At 66.6% G+C, this 14,458-nt stretch carries 16 protein-coding genes; 10 read left to right on the plus strand and 6 right to left on the minus strand.

Features of this window, described 5'->3' with window-relative positions:
- Window positions 1-152: 152 nt before the first annotated feature.
- From AB0N89_RS25350 to AB0N89_RS25365, 4 genes are all read right to left on the minus strand, one after another.
- Window positions 153-842 (minus strand): response regulator transcription factor, encoded by a 690-nt coding sequence (locus tag AB0N89_RS25350; protein ID WP_364208662.1) that lies wholly within the window; start codon window positions 840-842, stop codon window positions 153-155.
- Window positions 830-2,002: a histidine kinase gene (locus AB0N89_RS25355; protein ID WP_364208616.1), complete on the minus strand. Its 1,173-nt coding sequence runs from the start codon at window positions 2,000-2,002 to the stop codon at window positions 830-832. Before AB0N89_RS25355 ends, AB0N89_RS25350 begins: the two co-directional genes overlap by 13 nt.
- A 107-nt stretch (window positions 2,003-2,109) precedes the next feature.
- Window positions 2,110-2,400 carry a hypothetical protein gene (locus tag AB0N89_RS25360; RefSeq protein WP_364208618.1) on the minus strand — a complete coding sequence of 97 codons (291 nt, stop codon included), beginning with the start codon at window positions 2,398-2,400 and terminating at the stop codon, window positions 2,110-2,112.
- 183 nt (window positions 2,401-2,583) lie between these two features.
- Window positions 2,584-3,624 carry a putative zinc-binding metallopeptidase gene (locus AB0N89_RS25365; protein WP_364208621.1) on the minus strand — a complete coding sequence of 347 codons (1,041 nt, stop codon included), beginning with the start codon at window positions 3,622-3,624 and terminating at the stop codon, window positions 2,584-2,586.
- Window positions 3,625-3,781: 157 nt separating this feature from the next.
- Here AB0N89_RS25365 and AB0N89_RS25370 point away from each other — a divergent pair, with 157 nt between their 5' ends.
- The 3 genes from AB0N89_RS25370 (at window position 3,782) to AB0N89_RS25380 (ending at window position 7,324) form a co-directional block, all read left to right on the plus strand.
- Window positions 3,782-5,176, plus strand: a complete 1,395-nt coding sequence (locus tag AB0N89_RS25370) for a glucose-6-phosphate dehydrogenase (protein ID WP_364208623.1) — start codon at window positions 3,782-3,784, stop codon at window positions 5,174-5,176.
- Window positions 5,173-6,990: a glycoside hydrolase family 15 protein gene (locus AB0N89_RS25375; RefSeq protein ID WP_364208626.1), complete on the plus strand. Its 1,818-nt coding sequence runs from the start codon at window positions 5,173-5,175 to the stop codon at window positions 6,988-6,990. The genes AB0N89_RS25370 and AB0N89_RS25375 overlap by 4 nt, the downstream gene beginning before the upstream one ends.
- 112 nt (window positions 6,991-7,102) lie before the next feature.
- Window positions 7,103-7,324, plus strand: coding sequence for a DUF2188 domain-containing protein (locus AB0N89_RS25380; protein WP_093934469.1), 222 nt, complete (start codon window positions 7,103-7,105; stop codon window positions 7,322-7,324).
- A 119-nt stretch (window positions 7,325-7,443) separates the two neighbouring features.
- On the opposite strand, the gene AB0N89_RS25385 is transcribed toward AB0N89_RS25380, so the two are convergent.
- The gene (locus AB0N89_RS25385; protein ID WP_364208629.1) at window positions 7,444-7,923 is read right to left on the minus strand and encodes a pyridoxamine 5'-phosphate oxidase family protein; all 480 of its coding nucleotides are present in this window, start codon (window positions 7,921-7,923) and stop codon (window positions 7,444-7,446) included.
- A gap of 144 nt (window positions 7,924-8,067) precedes the next feature.
- Here AB0N89_RS25385 and AB0N89_RS25390 point away from each other — a divergent pair, with 144 nt between their 5' ends.
- From AB0N89_RS25390 to AB0N89_RS25410, 5 genes are all read left to right on the plus strand, one after another.
- Window positions 8,068-8,307 carry a hypothetical protein gene (locus AB0N89_RS25390; protein ID WP_364208632.1) on the plus strand — a complete coding sequence of 80 codons (240 nt, stop codon included), beginning with the start codon at window positions 8,068-8,070 and terminating at the stop codon, window positions 8,305-8,307.
- Entirely contained in the window at window positions 8,304-8,603 is a 300-nt protein-coding gene (locus tag AB0N89_RS25395; RefSeq protein WP_364208635.1) for a hypothetical protein, read from the plus strand. The genes AB0N89_RS25390 and AB0N89_RS25395 overlap by 4 nt, the downstream gene beginning before the upstream one ends.
- Window positions 8,604-9,104: 501 nt before the next feature.
- Window positions 9,105-9,500, plus strand: coding sequence for a hypothetical protein (locus AB0N89_RS25400; RefSeq protein WP_364208642.1), 396 nt, complete (start codon window positions 9,105-9,107; stop codon window positions 9,498-9,500).
- Between the two features lie 6 nt (window positions 9,501-9,506).
- Window positions 9,507-9,905, plus strand: a complete 399-nt coding sequence (locus tag AB0N89_RS25405; protein WP_364208645.1) for a DUF664 domain-containing protein — start codon at window positions 9,507-9,509, stop codon at window positions 9,903-9,905.
- 441 nt (window positions 9,906-10,346) lie between these two features.
- The gene (locus AB0N89_RS25410) at window positions 10,347-11,168 is read left to right on the plus strand and encodes a GAF and ANTAR domain-containing protein (protein ID WP_364208648.1); all 822 of its coding nucleotides are present in this window, start codon (window positions 10,347-10,349) and stop codon (window positions 11,166-11,168) included.
- Window positions 11,169-11,349: 181 nt separating this feature from the next.
- Here AB0N89_RS25410 and AB0N89_RS25415 read toward each other — a convergent pair whose 3' ends face one another.
- Complete coding sequence (locus tag AB0N89_RS25415) at window positions 11,350-12,468, minus strand: lipase family protein (protein WP_364208650.1); 1,119 nt, start codon at window positions 12,466-12,468, stop codon at window positions 11,350-11,352.
- 35 nt (window positions 12,469-12,503) lie between these two features.
- On the opposite strand from AB0N89_RS25415, the gene AB0N89_RS25420 reads away from it, so the two are divergent.
- Together AB0N89_RS25420 and AB0N89_RS25425 are read left to right on the plus strand one after the other, a co-directional pair.
- Entirely contained in the window at window positions 12,504-13,103 is a 600-nt protein-coding gene (locus AB0N89_RS25420) for a TetR/AcrR family transcriptional regulator (RefSeq protein WP_364208653.1), read from the plus strand.
- Window positions 13,104-13,329: 226 nt separating this feature from the next.
- Window positions 13,330-13,992 (plus strand): haloacid dehalogenase-like hydrolase, encoded by a 663-nt coding sequence (locus AB0N89_RS25425; RefSeq protein ID WP_364208656.1) that lies wholly within the window; start codon window positions 13,330-13,332, stop codon window positions 13,990-13,992.
- The last annotated feature ends 466 nt before the right edge of the window (window positions 13,993-14,458 follow it).

A 14,458-nucleotide genomic window follows, 5' to 3' on the forward strand; every position in this document is an offset into this window, starting at 1 on the left:
GGCGCCGGGCTGGTCCGGGCAGGGGCGGGCGGAGGGTGAGAAGGCGGGGCCGTGAGGGTGATCCGGGCATGGCCCGCAGAGTAGGCAGGCCACCTGGCGGGCCGGATCGGCCGACGGTCTCGAATCCACTGACCAAAGTCGTAGAGGACGTGTCAGCCCCGCGCGTCACGGAGGTCTGCGTCGTGTACGAGGAGCGCTACCTGAACACGGTTGTTGAGGCCGAGTTTGCCGAGTATCGCGGAGACGTGTGTTTTCACCGTGGCCAGGCCGAGGTGGTGACGCGCGGCGATCTCGGCGTTGGAGCGTCCCGCGCCGATCTCGATCGCGACCTCGCGTTCCCGGTCGGCGAGCTCATCGAGACGGCCGCGGGCGGCGTCGCGGCGGACATCCTGTTCCGACTCCGCGACCCGGGCGATGAGCCGCCGGATCACCTCGGGAGAGAGCACCGGGCGGCCTTGGGCGGCGTGCCGGACGGCCATGACCAGTTCGCCGGGAGGGGTGTCCTTGAGCAGGAACCCCGCGGCACCGGCTCTCAGGGCACGCAGGACGTGCGCGTCGGTATCGAACGTGGTTAGTACCACGACCTGGGGCGCGGGTGTCCGGCTTCGCAGCAGATCGGTCGCGGTGAGCCCGTCCGTACCGGGCATCCGGATGTCCATCAGCACGACGGCCGGGTCGTGACGCCGAGCCAGCTCCACCGCTTCCGATCCATCGCCCGCCTCGGCGACCACCCGGAGATCGGGGGCCCCGCCCAGCATCATCTTCAGCCCGAAGCGGACGACCGGGTCATCGTCGGCGATCAGCACGTCGATCTGAGTCACAGGATCGGTCACCGGGGCCACGGTAGCCACATCCGGACCCGCCAGCCCCCTGAATCGGCCGGGCCGTAGTCGAGGCCTCCCTCGCCGAGCCGCGCGCGCTCGGCGAGACCGCGAAGTCCGCTCCCCGAGCCGCTGGACGGAGAGGGCGCTGCCGACGGCGAGGTGTTGACGATCTCGGCGGTCAGATGTTCGCCCGGACGTCCGGTGAGCCGGATCTCGACGGATGCGCCAGGAGCGTGTTTGCGCACGTTGGTCAGGGCTTCCTGCACGAGCCGGAAGAGCACGCGGCTCTGTGACGGTGGCGCGGATCGCGCGCCGGACGTCACTCCGGCCTCATCCCGCAGCTTGACCTCGGTGCCCGCTTCAACGGCTTCCTCGATCAGTTCCAGAACGTCCTCGGCGACCGGCGACGGCAGTTCACCCACCGGAGCCTGAAGCACCCCGATCACCTCGCGAAGGTCCTGCAGGGCACGGTGCGCGTTCTCCCTGATCACCTCGGACGCGCGCGCTGTGTCCTCGGCGGTGGCGCCCTGGGAGAAGGCCAGCGCGCCGGCGTGGACACTCAACAGCGACAGCCGGTGGCCCAGCACGTCGTGCATGTCTCGTGCGAGAGACGCACGAGCCTCGTGGTGGGAACGTTCGGCCCGTAGTCGTGTTTCCACGCGAGCCGCTTCCGCGCGCTCCCGGAGGGTGGCGACGAGTTCCCGGCGGTGGCGGACACTCAGCCCCCACGTCACCACCGCGACATGACCGAGAACGATGACGACGAACAACATGGCCTGCGACGCGACCGATTCGGGACGTATCAGCTGATGGCCGGTCAGCGCCGCCAGGCTCGCCAGGCACAGGACCATCGTCGTCCGTGCCGAGCGTCGCACGGCCACGGTGAACAAAGCGACGATCGCAGGTGTCGAGACCGCCTCGGAGAGCACGCTCAGCAGGATCAGGGCCGTCGCAAGCACCACCGGGAACCGGCGTCGCCACCACAAAGCCACACAACCGAGCGCACCGAGAATCCAATCCGTGTACAGGACCCAATCGGGCAATGCCGCGGGGACGGCTCCTCGGCGGGAAGCCGCCGCGAGCACGATCGCGGCCGTCACCACGAACAGAGAGCCGTCGACCACGCGATCCGGCACCCGCTCGCGAAGTGTCCGCCGCGCCACGTCCGTCCCGTCCATGCTGGAAGCGTAGGGGCCGCGGGCCGAGCCGGGGAGAGGCAGCGGGACGAACAGGTTTGTCCCGCCGTCCGCCGCCAGGCGGCGGTGCTTGAGGCGGTTGGGTCGTATCAGCCGTCGGGAAAGTCTTTTGTGACTGGTGAAGTGGGTTCTGGCCCGAGCTCGTCGGCCAGGGCTTTCAGCAGCCGGCGTTCGGCTGTCTTGAGTCGGCGGATCGATCGGTTGAGGATGGCTACGGCCAGAAGCGCGCTGGTCAGTGAGATAATGGCTGGATCCGCTCGCAGCACGAGTGCGAGGGTCAGCAGGAGAGTGCTCGCGAAAAGAAAGTGAATTCGGTGCGCGCGGTGGGTTCGAGGGAATTTATCCTGTATGCCGAAGCGATGTGCGTGGCTTTCTGTCATGAGGCGCTCCTTGGCGTGGTGCGCTCCGGAAGGACCGAAACGAAACGTGACGACGTTGGTCTCCCTCAGTCGTCGGCGAGCCTCGAAAGGGTTACGTGCATCGACTTTCCTTACTCGATAGTGCGGCTTGCAGCTCGATTGGGACCCTTTGTTCTCGTTTGAGTGGTGACAGGCCACCCAGCATCACTGAATCGGGTGATGTGTCGAGTGGTGCTTTCGGCGCGCATGGTGCCGCTTTCCGGTGATGACTTCGTTGGTGAAGCGGAGTTTCTCGTGGGCTGCGGGGGAGAGGGCGAAAGGATAGAGGTCGTCCTTGCCCATACTGCGATTGAGCTGATTGAGCGCGCGGGAGAGCGGGATCCATGTACTGACGAGAGAAACGAAATCATCGTTGTGCTCGTCGGGGATCGCGTCCACGGACGTGGCAGGGTGCGGTGCGATCGAGGTTCCCGCGATCATCAGTCCCAGGTCCGCCGCGGTTTGGGTGGTGTCACGGATATGCAGCAGGTGAGCGAAGGTCTCGGCCCAGTCCTCCCACGGATGCGCGGCGGCGTAGTGGCTGACATGGTCGTTCGCCCAGCCGGTATCCGTCGGTGTCGCGTAGTGCTTCTTCAGCGCCTGTTGGTAGTCCTGGCGCTCGTCTCCGAACAGCTGCCGGAACCGGTCGTGCGCGGGCTCTTGGTCGATGAGCCGGTTCCAGTACCAGTGGCCGATCTCGTGGCGGAAGTGGCCGAGAAGGGTGCGGTAGGGCTCGTCCAGCCTGGCGCGCAGGTCCTCACGGTAGCTGTCGTGACCCTCGGCGACGTCGATGGTGATGACACCGTCGGCGTGACCGATGGTCACCGGACGGTCACGGCTGGAGAGCAGGTCGAACGCCAGTCCTTTCTCAGGGTCCTGTGCGCGGGTGGTGACGGGAAGGCCGAGGTCGTCGAGTTGGAAGAGAAGCCGTCGTTTGGCATTCTCGGCCGCCGCGAAGCCAGTGAGAGCTTCGGTGTCGTCATCGTCGGGACGGGTCCGCGTCAGCGCGCAGCAACCGCACAGCGCGCCGTCGGAGGAGGTCCAGTTGCATCCGGCGAGGAGGGCGTTCGAGCAGCGCCCCGATGGTTCGACCCGGACCATGGAACCCGCGTCGCGGTCGTACCCGACGCCGGTCCCGCATACGACGCAGCGTGAGTTCTCGAAGAACAGCAGATTCGCGCACTCCGGGCAGGTGAACGTGCGCACAGGCGGACTCCTCGACGTCATGGACCGGTCGCGACCGGGTTCCCCGGCGAGGCGGCCCATAACCGTGCCCCGCGTGTGACCGAAGAGCGGTGATCATGCGCTGATCGGTACCGGCTCTTAGGCTGACCGTGAGTCCGTCCGGTGAACGAGGTGTTGGATGTCCGGTGTTCCGCCGCATGTTCTGGTGGTTTTCGGTGCCACCGGCGACCTGGCCAAGCGCATGCTTTTTCCCGGCGTCGTCCAGCTCTGGGAGGAAGGTCTGTTCCCGGAACACTTCCGGGTGATCGGTTCGGGACGGCACTCGCCGGGCGGCGACGACGAGTTCAGGGAGCGGCTGGGCGAGGAGGTCAGGGAATTCAGCGGGGTCGGGGAGGAGCGGTGGAGCGCGTTCGCCCGATCGATCTCCTTTCAGGTCGCGGACAGCGACGACGGGGGCGACCTCGCGTCCGCTGTTCGCGCCGCGCGGGAGGACCTCGGTGACACCGCCGAGGTCTTGCTCTACCTGTCCGTGCCCCCGGAGGCGATGGGGCCGATGGTCGGCATGCTCGGCGATACGGGACTGGCCGAGGGCGCACGGCTGATCTTGGAGAAACCGCTCGGACACGATGTGGCTTCGGCACGTGAACTCGACGCCGCGGTGCGCCGGGCTTTCCCCGAAGAGAACGTGTTCCGGATCGACCATTTTCTCGGCATGGAAGCGGTGCGGAATCTGGTAGCGCTGCGCTTCGGCGGTGGACCGATGGGTGCTTGCTGGCACCGGCGGGACGTCGCTTCCGTGCAGATCGATGTCCCGGAGGAGATCGGCATCGAAGGGCGCGGGGCGTTCATGGAGGCGACAGGCACCTTCCGCGACATGATGCCGACCCACCTGTGCCAGGTTCTCGGGCTGCTCACGATGGAACCTCCCGATGGGTTCGACGTCGAGTCGCTTCGGGCGGCCAAGCTCGCCGTGTTCGAGGCGCTGCGGCCGTTCGCCCCGGAGAGAACGGTCTTCGGACAGTACGACGGTTATCGGGACGAGGACGGCGTCGACGACGGTTCCGAATCCGAGACGTTCGTCGCCTTGGAGGCGTTCATCGACAATGACCGCTGGCGGGACGTGCCGTTCCGGCTGCGCACGGGTAAGGCAATGGCCGAGTCACGGATGGCGATCACCGTGGTCTTCCGGGCCCCGGCCGAGGGTCCCTTCCGTGAGGTCGGTGATCCGGCTCGGCTCCGGGTGGAGCTGAGCGACGACCTCGCCGTCAGCCTGGATACGCCGGCCAAGCGGCCGGGGCCGGGGCCGGTAACCGAGGTCGTAAACGCGGAACTTCGGAGCACCGGCCCGGTGGAGGGGAAGCCACTCAAGCCGTATGCGAGGTTGCTCCATGACGCCTTGCGGGGCGACCGGACGTGGTTCACCGGCGCGGACGAGGTCGAGCGGCTGTGGGCGGTCTGCGCCCCAGTGCTGGAGCACCCGCCTCCGACACAACGCTATCCACGGGGCTCGTGGGGGCCCGAGGAGGCGAACCGGTTGCCGGGACCGGACGGCTGGCGGGTGTCCGGCGAGTGAGCGAGCGTTATCTGCCGATCGCGGAACACGGCCTGATCGGCGATCTGCGCACCGCCGCCGTGATCGGCACCGATGGCCGGGTGAGCTGGTTCTGCGCGCCGAGATTCGATTCACCCAGCGTGTTCGGCGCGCTGCTCGACGCCGACGACGGCGGAACGTGGAGTCTGGAGCCGGTCTGTGAGGTGACCAACCGGCATCAGTTCTACTTCCCGGACTCCAACATCCTGGTGACCCGCTTCCTGACCGTGGACGGCATCGTCGAGGTCCAGGACTTCATGCCGATCCTGCGCCCCCGGGACTCCGGACACCGGCAACGTCTGGTTCGGCGGGTGGTCAACATCCGGGGGAGGGTCCGGCTGCGGACCGGGATCGCTCCGCGGTTCGACTACGGCCGCGCGGACCACCGCCTCGACGTCACCTCCACCGGGGCGGTGTTCACCGGACCGACGCTTCGGTTGGACCTGCGGACGTCCGAAAGACTGGCGGAAACCGACGACGGCTTCGGTGGCGAGTTCGACCTGGACGAAGGCGAGACGGCCCTGTTCGTGCTGGAGGTGCTCGCCCACGACGAGTCCACCGGCGAACACGACAGCGACCTTCCTGATGAGGTCGAGAGATTGTTCCGGGCGACCGTGGGGTTTTGGCGGGACTGGCTCGGCCAGTCGACCTACACCGGGCGCTGGCGGGAAATGGTGCACCGGTCGGCGCTGCTGCTGAAACTCCTCACCCATGAGCCGTCCGGCGCCATCATCGCGGCACCGACCTGCGCGCTTCCCGAGAAGCTCGGTGGCGAGCGTAATTGGGACTACCGGCACGTGTGGATCCGCGATGCCGCCTTCTCGCTCTACGCTCTGCTGCGGCTGGGGTTCATGAGTGAGGCCGAGGACTTCTTCAGCTGGCTCACCTGCCGTTTCAGCGATCCCGGGGACGGCGAGTTCGGACCGCTTCGCGTCATGTACACCATCGACGGCGAACCGGCACAGGACGAAGAAGTCCTGGAGCATTGGGAAGGCTATCGGGGGTCCGCGCCCGTCCGGATCGGGAACGCCGCGGCGGAGCAGCTTCAACTGGACATCTACGGTGAACTGATCGACTCGATCTATCTGTTCAACAAGTACGGAAACGGTATCTCCCACCAGGACTGGAGCAATCTCCGGCAGGTGCTGGAATGGCTGCTCGAGAATTGGGACAAGCCGGACGAGGGCATTTGGGAGACCCGCGCGGGCCGGCAGGAGCACACTTTCTCCCGGCTCATGTGCTGGGTCGCGATCGAACGGATGGTCCGGATGGCCCGGCAGCGCGGGCTTCCCGCCGATCTCGGCCGCTGGACCACCGCACGTGACGAGATCTACGAACAGATCATGTCCCGTGGCTGGCACGAGGAAAAGGACAGCTTCACCCAGCGCTACGGCACGTTCGTGCCGGACGCCTCGCTGTTGCTGATGCCGCTGGTCAAGTTCTGCGCGCCCACGGATCCGCGCTTCCTGTCCACACTCCGGGTGGTGGAACGGACGCTGGTCGTCGACAGCCTGGTCTTCAGGTACGACCCGGACCAGTCGCCTGACGGACTCGACGGCGACGAGGGCACCTTCTCCATCTGCTCGTTTTGGTACGTCGAAGCCCTGGCTCGGTGCGGGCGGGTCGCCGAGGCCCGGTTGGCGCTCGAAAAGATGTTCACCTACGCCAACCACGTCGGCCTTTACGCCGAGCAGATCGGGCTGACCGGAGATCAGCTCGGGAACTTCCCTCAAGCGTTCACCCACCTGTCCCTGATCAGCGCCGCGATCAATCTCGATCGCGCGATAGGCGACTGACGACGCGGGGAGCCACCGGCCGGTCTCGACCGAAGGTCAGGGATTGGGGTTGGATGCCGCCCCCGCGGGGTACCCGCCGATCTCGGAAGTGTCTCCGCCGGAAGGAGCGGGAATGCAGGGTGATGTCGAAACCTATTGCGAGAACGGGCAATGGAAGAACAAGGTAGAGGGAGGGGAACGCGCGACCTCCACTCACGGCACCAAGGAGGAGGCGGTCGAAGCCGGCCGGGAGATGGCCAAGGAACGCAAGGTCGAGCACGTCATCCGTAATCAGGACGGGACGATCGCCGAAAAGCACAGCTACGGCCACGATCCGCGCGACATTCCCGGCTGAGAGAAACACCGGGCCTCGCGCCGGTCCGGTGACAGGTAAGTGGGGTGGCCCCGGTCCGAGGAGACATCGATCGGGGCCATCGACAGCCGTACCGTCAGGTGCCTGCCGTTGACAATGGCCTAGAGGGTCACTGTGTCGTTGTGTCCGGGATTCGGTTCTTTTCCGGTCAGGCGGGCTTTCGCCATCTCGAACAGTGCGCGTGGCTTGCCACCGGGAGAACTCCAATACTCCGCGGAGTCGGCGTTCACTTTCAGCAGGACCACGTTCGGGTCGTCGGATCCGTCGGGGAACCATGCCTCGACGAGCTCGTTCCACAGTTCTTTCTTTCGCTCTTCGTCGTCGACCACGAGGCCGGTGCCGCTGAGTGAGAGCCAGGAGCCGGATCCGCTGTAGGCGACGTTGACCTGGTCGTCGTGCGCGATATTTCGTACCAGGTCGGCGTCTTTCGAGACGAAGAACCAGGCTGTGCCGTCGAAGTCCACTTGCTGGGTCGTCATGGGATGGCTGGTGAGCTTGCCGTCGGGGTTTCCGCTGGTGATCATCGCGATGCGGACGTCGCGGGCGATGTCGGTGACGATCCGCAGGTCGTCTTCGTTCATCCTTGCTCCTGTTCACTCGGCGGATCGCGTGACGCGGTCACGATTGCCCGGGTGTACCCCGCAGATCGTCGCCGCAATCTTCGATGAGTTCGCTCGCCGAGTGCGGAGAGTGCCCTCGAAGCGCTTCTGCGAGGAGAAAAGCCTGTGTCCACCGTGTCAAGGACGTTCACTGCCGACACCTCGCCCGAGGTCTCGAAACCGGCCACCCCGCCGGCCAAGGCCGAATTCGGCGCGGTGCGCAGTCACATCCGGAACGTCGAGGACGGCGCGTTCATCCTCACCGCTGTCACGGGCAGGGGCAGCGACGCCCGCTTGCTGGGGAAAGGCAACCCGACGGTGACCGCGCCGAACTCGGTCGCCGAGAACCCGAGACTGGACTGGTGAACTTCCACATGTCTTCTGACGACCGCGAAAACCTCTTGTCCGCGGAATCTCTTGCCGGGCTGAACCCCCACCAGCGAAAGGCGCGGCTCGGAGAAGCCCTGCTGCCTCTCGTCCAGAGACACCAGCCCATTCTGGCCGTGCATGTCATGAAAGCACTGCTGGAACTGGAAGACGGCGAGTTGTTCGCGCTGCTCGAAAACGACGCGTGTCTCGAACGAAAGATCGAGGACCTGACAGCCGAACTCGCTCGGCAGGACGAAACGAAGCGACGCGGCAGCCTGAATCTTGGGGAGTAAGTGTGTTCGAAGGTTTCCCGCAGGAGACCGTCGATGTCTATCCCGGGACGCACACCACCTGGCACCGCGTCGCGATCGGCACACGACCATGTCGTCGTTTGCGTGACTCCGGCGGTCGTCCACGCGGCCGGCCGCCACGTACGGTGTCCGACACCGCCGCTCGCCGCGATCGAGGACGCCATCCCCGGCGCCCCACTCGCCATCTGCCGTCCCTGGGGCACCGGGGGACTGCGTGGGTGGACGTCCGCTCCGGACATCATCTGGCCGAGAAAGCTCCCGGCGAAGTGGCCGGGGCGATCGGCGAATTCCTGCGCGCCATGACCGACAGTCTGGGAGGGGCGCACTCGGACCGGTGAAACGAAACGGCAGGCCCGCGATCGACGAGGTCGAGCGGAAACAACACGATCGGGTGAAAAACCGGTGGCGGCACGAGGATTGGTCGACCGTCTCGGTGGTATCCCGCCCGTGTCGATAGGGACTTTAGCGTGGAGTGTGAGCTTGATGAGAAGACTGGGAATGCGGGTCGCGGTGTGCAGCTATCCGGGTTCGTGTGCGAACCCGGGTGATCTCGCGGCGCTGCGGTCGTGGGCGCGGACCGTGTTGACCGCGCGGTCGTCCGCGAAGGAACCCGCGGTGGATGAGGTGGTGCTGGTGCTGGACGAGCTGGCCACCGATGCCCTCGTGAACGGTGGGGTGTGCCGGGCGGCCAGCCTGTCGTTCACGGCTGATGGGGTTCGCGCGGAGGTGACTGCCAACCGGCGGTCGGTGGCTGTGTCGGCGACGCGGCGATGGTCGCTGATCCCGGTGCTGGCGTCGCGCTGGGGCCGTCGTACTGGGGCGGCGGGGGTGCGGATGTGGGCGACGATCGCGCGGACAACGGTTGCGGCACCCGCCTGAGCGCGCTTGGACGAGGACGAGCTGCGGAGAAGCCGGTTGCCTTCCGGCTGGACGCCGCTGGAACTGGTCCGGCATCTCAGATTCGTCGAACTCCGCTGGATCGAATGGGGATTCCGGGGTGAAGCGATCGCCGATCCGTGGGGCGATCACCAGAACGGCCGGTGGCACGTCCCAGGGAATGTCTCTCGTGAGCAGCTGGTCGACGAGCTTCGCGCTCAAGGGGACCGAACCCGTCAGGTAGCCCTTTCGTCGGATCTTGCCGGACGCGGTGTGCCCGGCCCGCGGTGGAGCGGGGCTGAACCCGCCTCGTTGGAACGTGTGCTGTTCCATTTGCTCCAGGAGTATGCCCGCCACCTCGGCCACCTGGACATCGTCGCTGAGCTGGCAGGCGACCAGTCGGAATAGCCGAGGCAAGGCAAAGGTGACTGCCGGAAGGTCGCGGACAACCCCGGTGTCGTGAGGTTCGACGACAACTGCGACGTCGAATCGGCGAGGCTCGCTGACCCAGATGGTGGCGATCACCCGAGGCGCAGACAGGTTCTGTGGTTTTGACTCGGCAAGGTGTGGATCAGTGTATGCAGGGGTATACGGACGGTGCCGCGCGTTGGCGGTTGGGGGTGGCGCCGGTTGAGCCAGCAGCCGGCGCCACCGCTCAAGGTTAGAGCCTCGCTTCCGCTCTCCAACGCGGTAGCAAGCGTGTTGGGCGGAACGGACTAGAGCATGCGACGCGCCCGGTCCGTCCGGTTACCCGGCGTGAGTCTGGCTGGGACCCTGTCGTGCTCGTCGTCCGTCGCGGTTACCGTGAGCCGTGCGCTCGGCCGGCGGGTGCGAGGAGGGGATCCTGACGTGACCGAGGTCGACAGGCAGACCGACGAAGGCTGGGCAGAGGATCGAGCCGCCTTCACCGCGGATACCGGTGGAGAGAACTGGGACCGCTGCGAGGTCAACACCAGCGGGCCCCTGGCCTCCCACTTCGGGGCACTCGCTAAGACACTGCTCGAAACGAATTCCGTGCACGACGCGATGACCCAAGTGGTGGAAGCGGCTCGGCGCATCGTCCCGTCGGCGGACCTGGTCAGTATCACTCTTCGTTCGGCCGACGGACGGTTCCATACGCCGGTGGCCACAGCCGAGTTCGCCGAGGAGCTGGATCAGATCCAGTACCGCACGGGTGAAGGTCCCTGTGTCGAAGCCGCACGCCACGACAGTCCTGGTCACGCGCTGACCAACTCTCTCGCCCAGTCGACCGCGTTCGCCCGCTTCGGTCCGCAGGCGGCGGAGTTCGGATTCGGATCCTTGCTCGCGGTGACCTTGCTGCCCGACCGCAGATCCGATCGTCTCCCGGGAGCGATCAACCTCTACAGCCGTCGCACCGGAGCTTTCACCGACGACGCTGTCGACCACGCCCTGATCCTGTCCGCCCACGCCTCGATCGCTCTGGCGAGTACCGCCGCTCACACCGCCGCCGGCCTACGCGAAAGCCAGTTACGTCAGGCCATCGACAGCCGCGACGTCATCGGCCAGGCCAAAGGTATCTTGATGAACCGACGCGGAATCTCGGCCGACGACGCTTTCGAAATCCTCCGGCGCACGTCACAGGAACTCAACGTGAAGCTCACCCGACTGGCCCACACGCTCGCCGAACGGCATCAAGAACTCGACGACTGAAATCGGGCCCGCGTATCGATGGGCGAGTCAGGACCTGGCGGTTGCCGCGTGATGGCGTTGATCGCATGCTCGGGCGGGCATTCTGCTCGGCCCGGGACACCGGCACGGATAACTCGCATCCATGCCCGCCCGGCGGTCGGCACGGGCGAGAAATCGCGTGGTGACCTGACGTCCGCGTACGTCAGCGAAGCCCGCTCATGAACCGCAAGACGTCCTGGCGCGACGAGATGAGGACCGTTCCATGGTCGGCACCGGGGTAGCTACCGGCCTCGACTGTGGCGCCCTGAGATTGCATGAGCGTCACCATGTCGCGGGTGAGTTCGGGGCGGACGACGGGATCGGCGTCGCCTTGGGCGACGAGTACGGGTACCCGGATCGGTGTGTGGCCTATCTCGTTGGCGGCGAACCACTGCCGTAGGCGGGCCGCGGACCCGGGGTCGCGCGGTTCGAAGTCCGAACCCGCGAGTTTCGCCGAGGCGTACCGTCCGATCATGTCGTCGATGCATTCGGTGCGGGCGGCGCGCATCGACTCGAGGGCGCGGGGGGAGAGGAAGTCGGAGAAGTCCAGTTCGGGGTGCTGAGTCCGTAGTCCGCTCAGCATCATGGTGTACAACGCTTGCTCGCCCGGGGTGACTGCCTGGCCCAGTTTCGACACCTCGCCCGTCATGTTCGGAGCCGGAGCATAGGCGACAACACCCAGCAATTTCGTCTCCCGCGTTTCCTGGGGATCGAGCTCGGCGGCCGCCAGGACGGCTTGGCCACCCTGAGAGTGGCCGGCGGCGACCCAGGCCGGACCGATGGCGGGGTCCAGGGACCGGGCGGCCCGTACCGAGTCGATCAACGACCGGCCCTCGGAGCCGGGAACGAGGTAGGGGTGGTCGCCGGCGGTGCCGAGTCCTTCATAGTCCGTGGCGGCGATCGAGTAGCCGGCATCGAGAAAATCGCGGAGGAGCGGCGTGTAGCCGGCGAGTTCGGGGTCGGTGGACGGGGCGCACTTGTCGTCGAGGCCGGTGGTCCCGTGCGCCCAGGCGAGCAGTGGCTTGTTCGGATCCGGCCGGGCGGGCCGCAGGACGAGCCCGGTCACCTCGATCGCGGCTCCACCGGCGTTCGTCGACCGATAGACCATCCGGCGAACCCGGCTCCCCGGTGGCAGGCCGACCGGCGTGGCCATTTCCTCGACGTGCAAAAGGCTGCTCCGCGCCGCGGGCTCGTCGGGTTTCGCGGCATCCGGAGCGGCGCAGGCTCCGGTGGCCACCAGGCACAGCAGGGCGAAAGGCTTCCAAGCGCGTCGTGGGTTCACCACGCCACTGTCTCATACAGACGTATGATGAAGTCATGGGTGAAGCATCCGATGCCGTCGAGGCTCGCGAACAGTTGGTGAGGGCGGTGATCGGTCTGGTCGCCGAACTGGGGTTCGAAGCGGTCAGCGTCCGCCAGGTGGCCATGCGGGCCGATGTCAGCGGTGGCACTGTCCAGTACTACTTCCCGACGAAGCAGGCGATGCTCCTGGCCGCCATGGCCGAGGTCGCCGCGCGGGTCACTTCCACCGTCACCGCCTACCGTCGAGATCTGCCGCCGGCGGCGGCGGTGCGCAAGACGGCCCGCAAGATCGTTCCGCTCACCAAGGCGAGCGATGAGGAGGTTCGTGTCTGGCTGGCGTTCACGGCTCGTGCCGCGGTCGACGAGGATCTCGCCGCCGAACACCGCAAGACCGGTGGATTGCTGGAAGCGTATCTCGCCGACCTCCTGGCCCGGGCGGCCGGGCGAACCTCCGGCGATCCGGTTGATCGAGCGAACTCGGCGGTCCTGCTCGCGACACTGGACGGGCTGGCCCTAGGCGCGATCACCGAACCGCGAAGGTTACCGAAGCGACGTCTGGCCCGGCTGGTCGACTCGGCCGTGGACCACGCGATCGAGTCGTCGAAGCACGGTTGAGGATCGCGATGGGCGCTGCTTCTCCGTGCCGACGCTGTTTCCGGCCATACGGGGCGGCCAGCGGTCTTCAGGTGACCCAATGGGTGGAGTCCTTCACCTCGACCTGATGAAGGAGAGATCGTTCGGCACTGAAGCAGATGATGCCGTCGAGCGGGTGGCGTGCCTGCTGCGTCGGCGGAACAGCTCTGGCAGAGCGCGCCGGTGTCGCGTCGGGCATGCTGGGTCGGTGGTCTCGTCCGCGCTCGCGGCCGTCTTCTTCGATGTCGACGGCACACTCGTCCCTGAGACGAGCTCGTCGGCTTTCCTGGCGGGATTTCTCGGCCATTACGACGAGTTGGTCACGGCTGAAGATGCCTATGCTGCGGGCACCATGGACAACCACCAGGTTTCGGTGCTGGACGCGTCGGGGTGGGCGGGAACTTCCGAGACGCAAATCCGCGACTGGCTCCACGGGCTTCCGCTGGTCACGGGTATAGCGGAGACTGTGGCCTGGTGTCGGCGGAACGGACTCGTGCCTGTGCTGGCTACCCTTGCCTGGGCGCCTGTCGGTGGTTACCTGGCCAGCCGCTTCGGTTTTCACGCTTTCTGCGGTCCGCGACTTGAAACAGAGCGAGGCTTGTTCACCGGACGCGTGAGCCACCACTTCGACGAGCACGACAAGCGGAACTTCGCCGTCAGTCAGGCCCGAGGGCTGAATCTGGAACCGAGCTCGTGTGCGGCTATCGGAGACAGCCGATCCGACCTGCCACTGTTCGGTGCTGTCGGACTCAGCGTGGCGTTCAACGCCTCGACAGCAGCACGCGCGGCCGCCAACACCGCGGTCGACAGTGACGACCTACGCGCGGTGATACCGAGCTTGAGCCGGCTGATCAGGTCGGCTCGACGCTAGCCGCGTCCACAGTCTCCATGGCCAGGAGCGCATGACCGCGCCGAGGCGCCGGTGCGCGGATCTGGCGGCCGCGGTCAGGCCGTGACGAGTGCCGGTCACGCACCAGCACCTCCAGCCGCCGCGAGGGCCGGATCGCCGGGATGACCCCGATCAGCCGACGCTCCGCCGAGGCTGCTGCCCGGGCGCGGTCATCACCCTGGTCGAACGCCACTCCCGGTTCGTGTTGCTGGCTCCTTTGCCCGGAGAGGGTTGACCTGCGTCTTTCGGGGTATTCGGCGGTGGTCGTTGATGTCTGGGTATGGAGTGTGGTCTGGGATGGTGCTGGAGTTGCCGGTGGCTGTGTGTAGTTATCCCGGGTCGTGTGTGAGGCCGGGGGATCTCGCGGCGTTGCGGTCATGGGCGCGGAAGGTGCTGGTGGCGCGGAGTCGCGCCGAGAGGCCGGTGGAGGTGGACGAGGTGGTGCTGG

Origin of the sequence: Amycolatopsis sp. NPDC089917, assembly GCF_040684635.1 — a bacterium.
Lineage (GTDB): Bacteria > Actinomycetota > Actinomycetes > Mycobacteriales > Pseudonocardiaceae > Amycolatopsis.

What these genes read in the sequence shown, in the direction of transcription:
- AB0N89_RS25385 (WP_364208629.1), bottom strand. Translation starts at nt 7,923, where the DNA reads ATGAACGAAGACGACCTGCGGATCGTCACCGACATCGCCCGCGACGTC.
- AB0N89_RS25360 (WP_364208618.1), bottom strand. Translation starts at nt 2,400, where the DNA reads ATGACAGAAAGCCACGCACATCGCTTCGGCATACAGGATAAATTCCCT.
- AB0N89_RS25380 (WP_093934469.1), top strand. Translation starts at nt 7,103, where the DNA reads ATGCAGGGTGATGTCGAAACCTATTGCGAGAACGGGCAATGGAAGAAC.
- AB0N89_RS25400 (WP_364208642.1), top strand. Translation starts at nt 9,105, where the DNA reads ATGAGAAGACTGGGAATGCGGGTCGCGGTGTGCAGCTATCCGGGTTCG.
- AB0N89_RS25355 (WP_364208616.1), bottom strand. Translation starts at nt 2,002, where the DNA reads ATGGACGGGACGGACGTGGCGCGGCGGACACTTCGCGAGCGGGTGCCG.
- AB0N89_RS25370 (WP_364208623.1), top strand. Translation starts at nt 3,782, where the DNA reads ATGTCCGGTGTTCCGCCGCATGTTCTGGTGGTTTTCGGTGCCACCGGC.
- AB0N89_RS25420 (WP_364208653.1), top strand. Translation starts at nt 12,504, where the DNA reads ATGGGTGAAGCATCCGATGCCGTCGAGGCTCGCGAACAGTTGGTGAGG.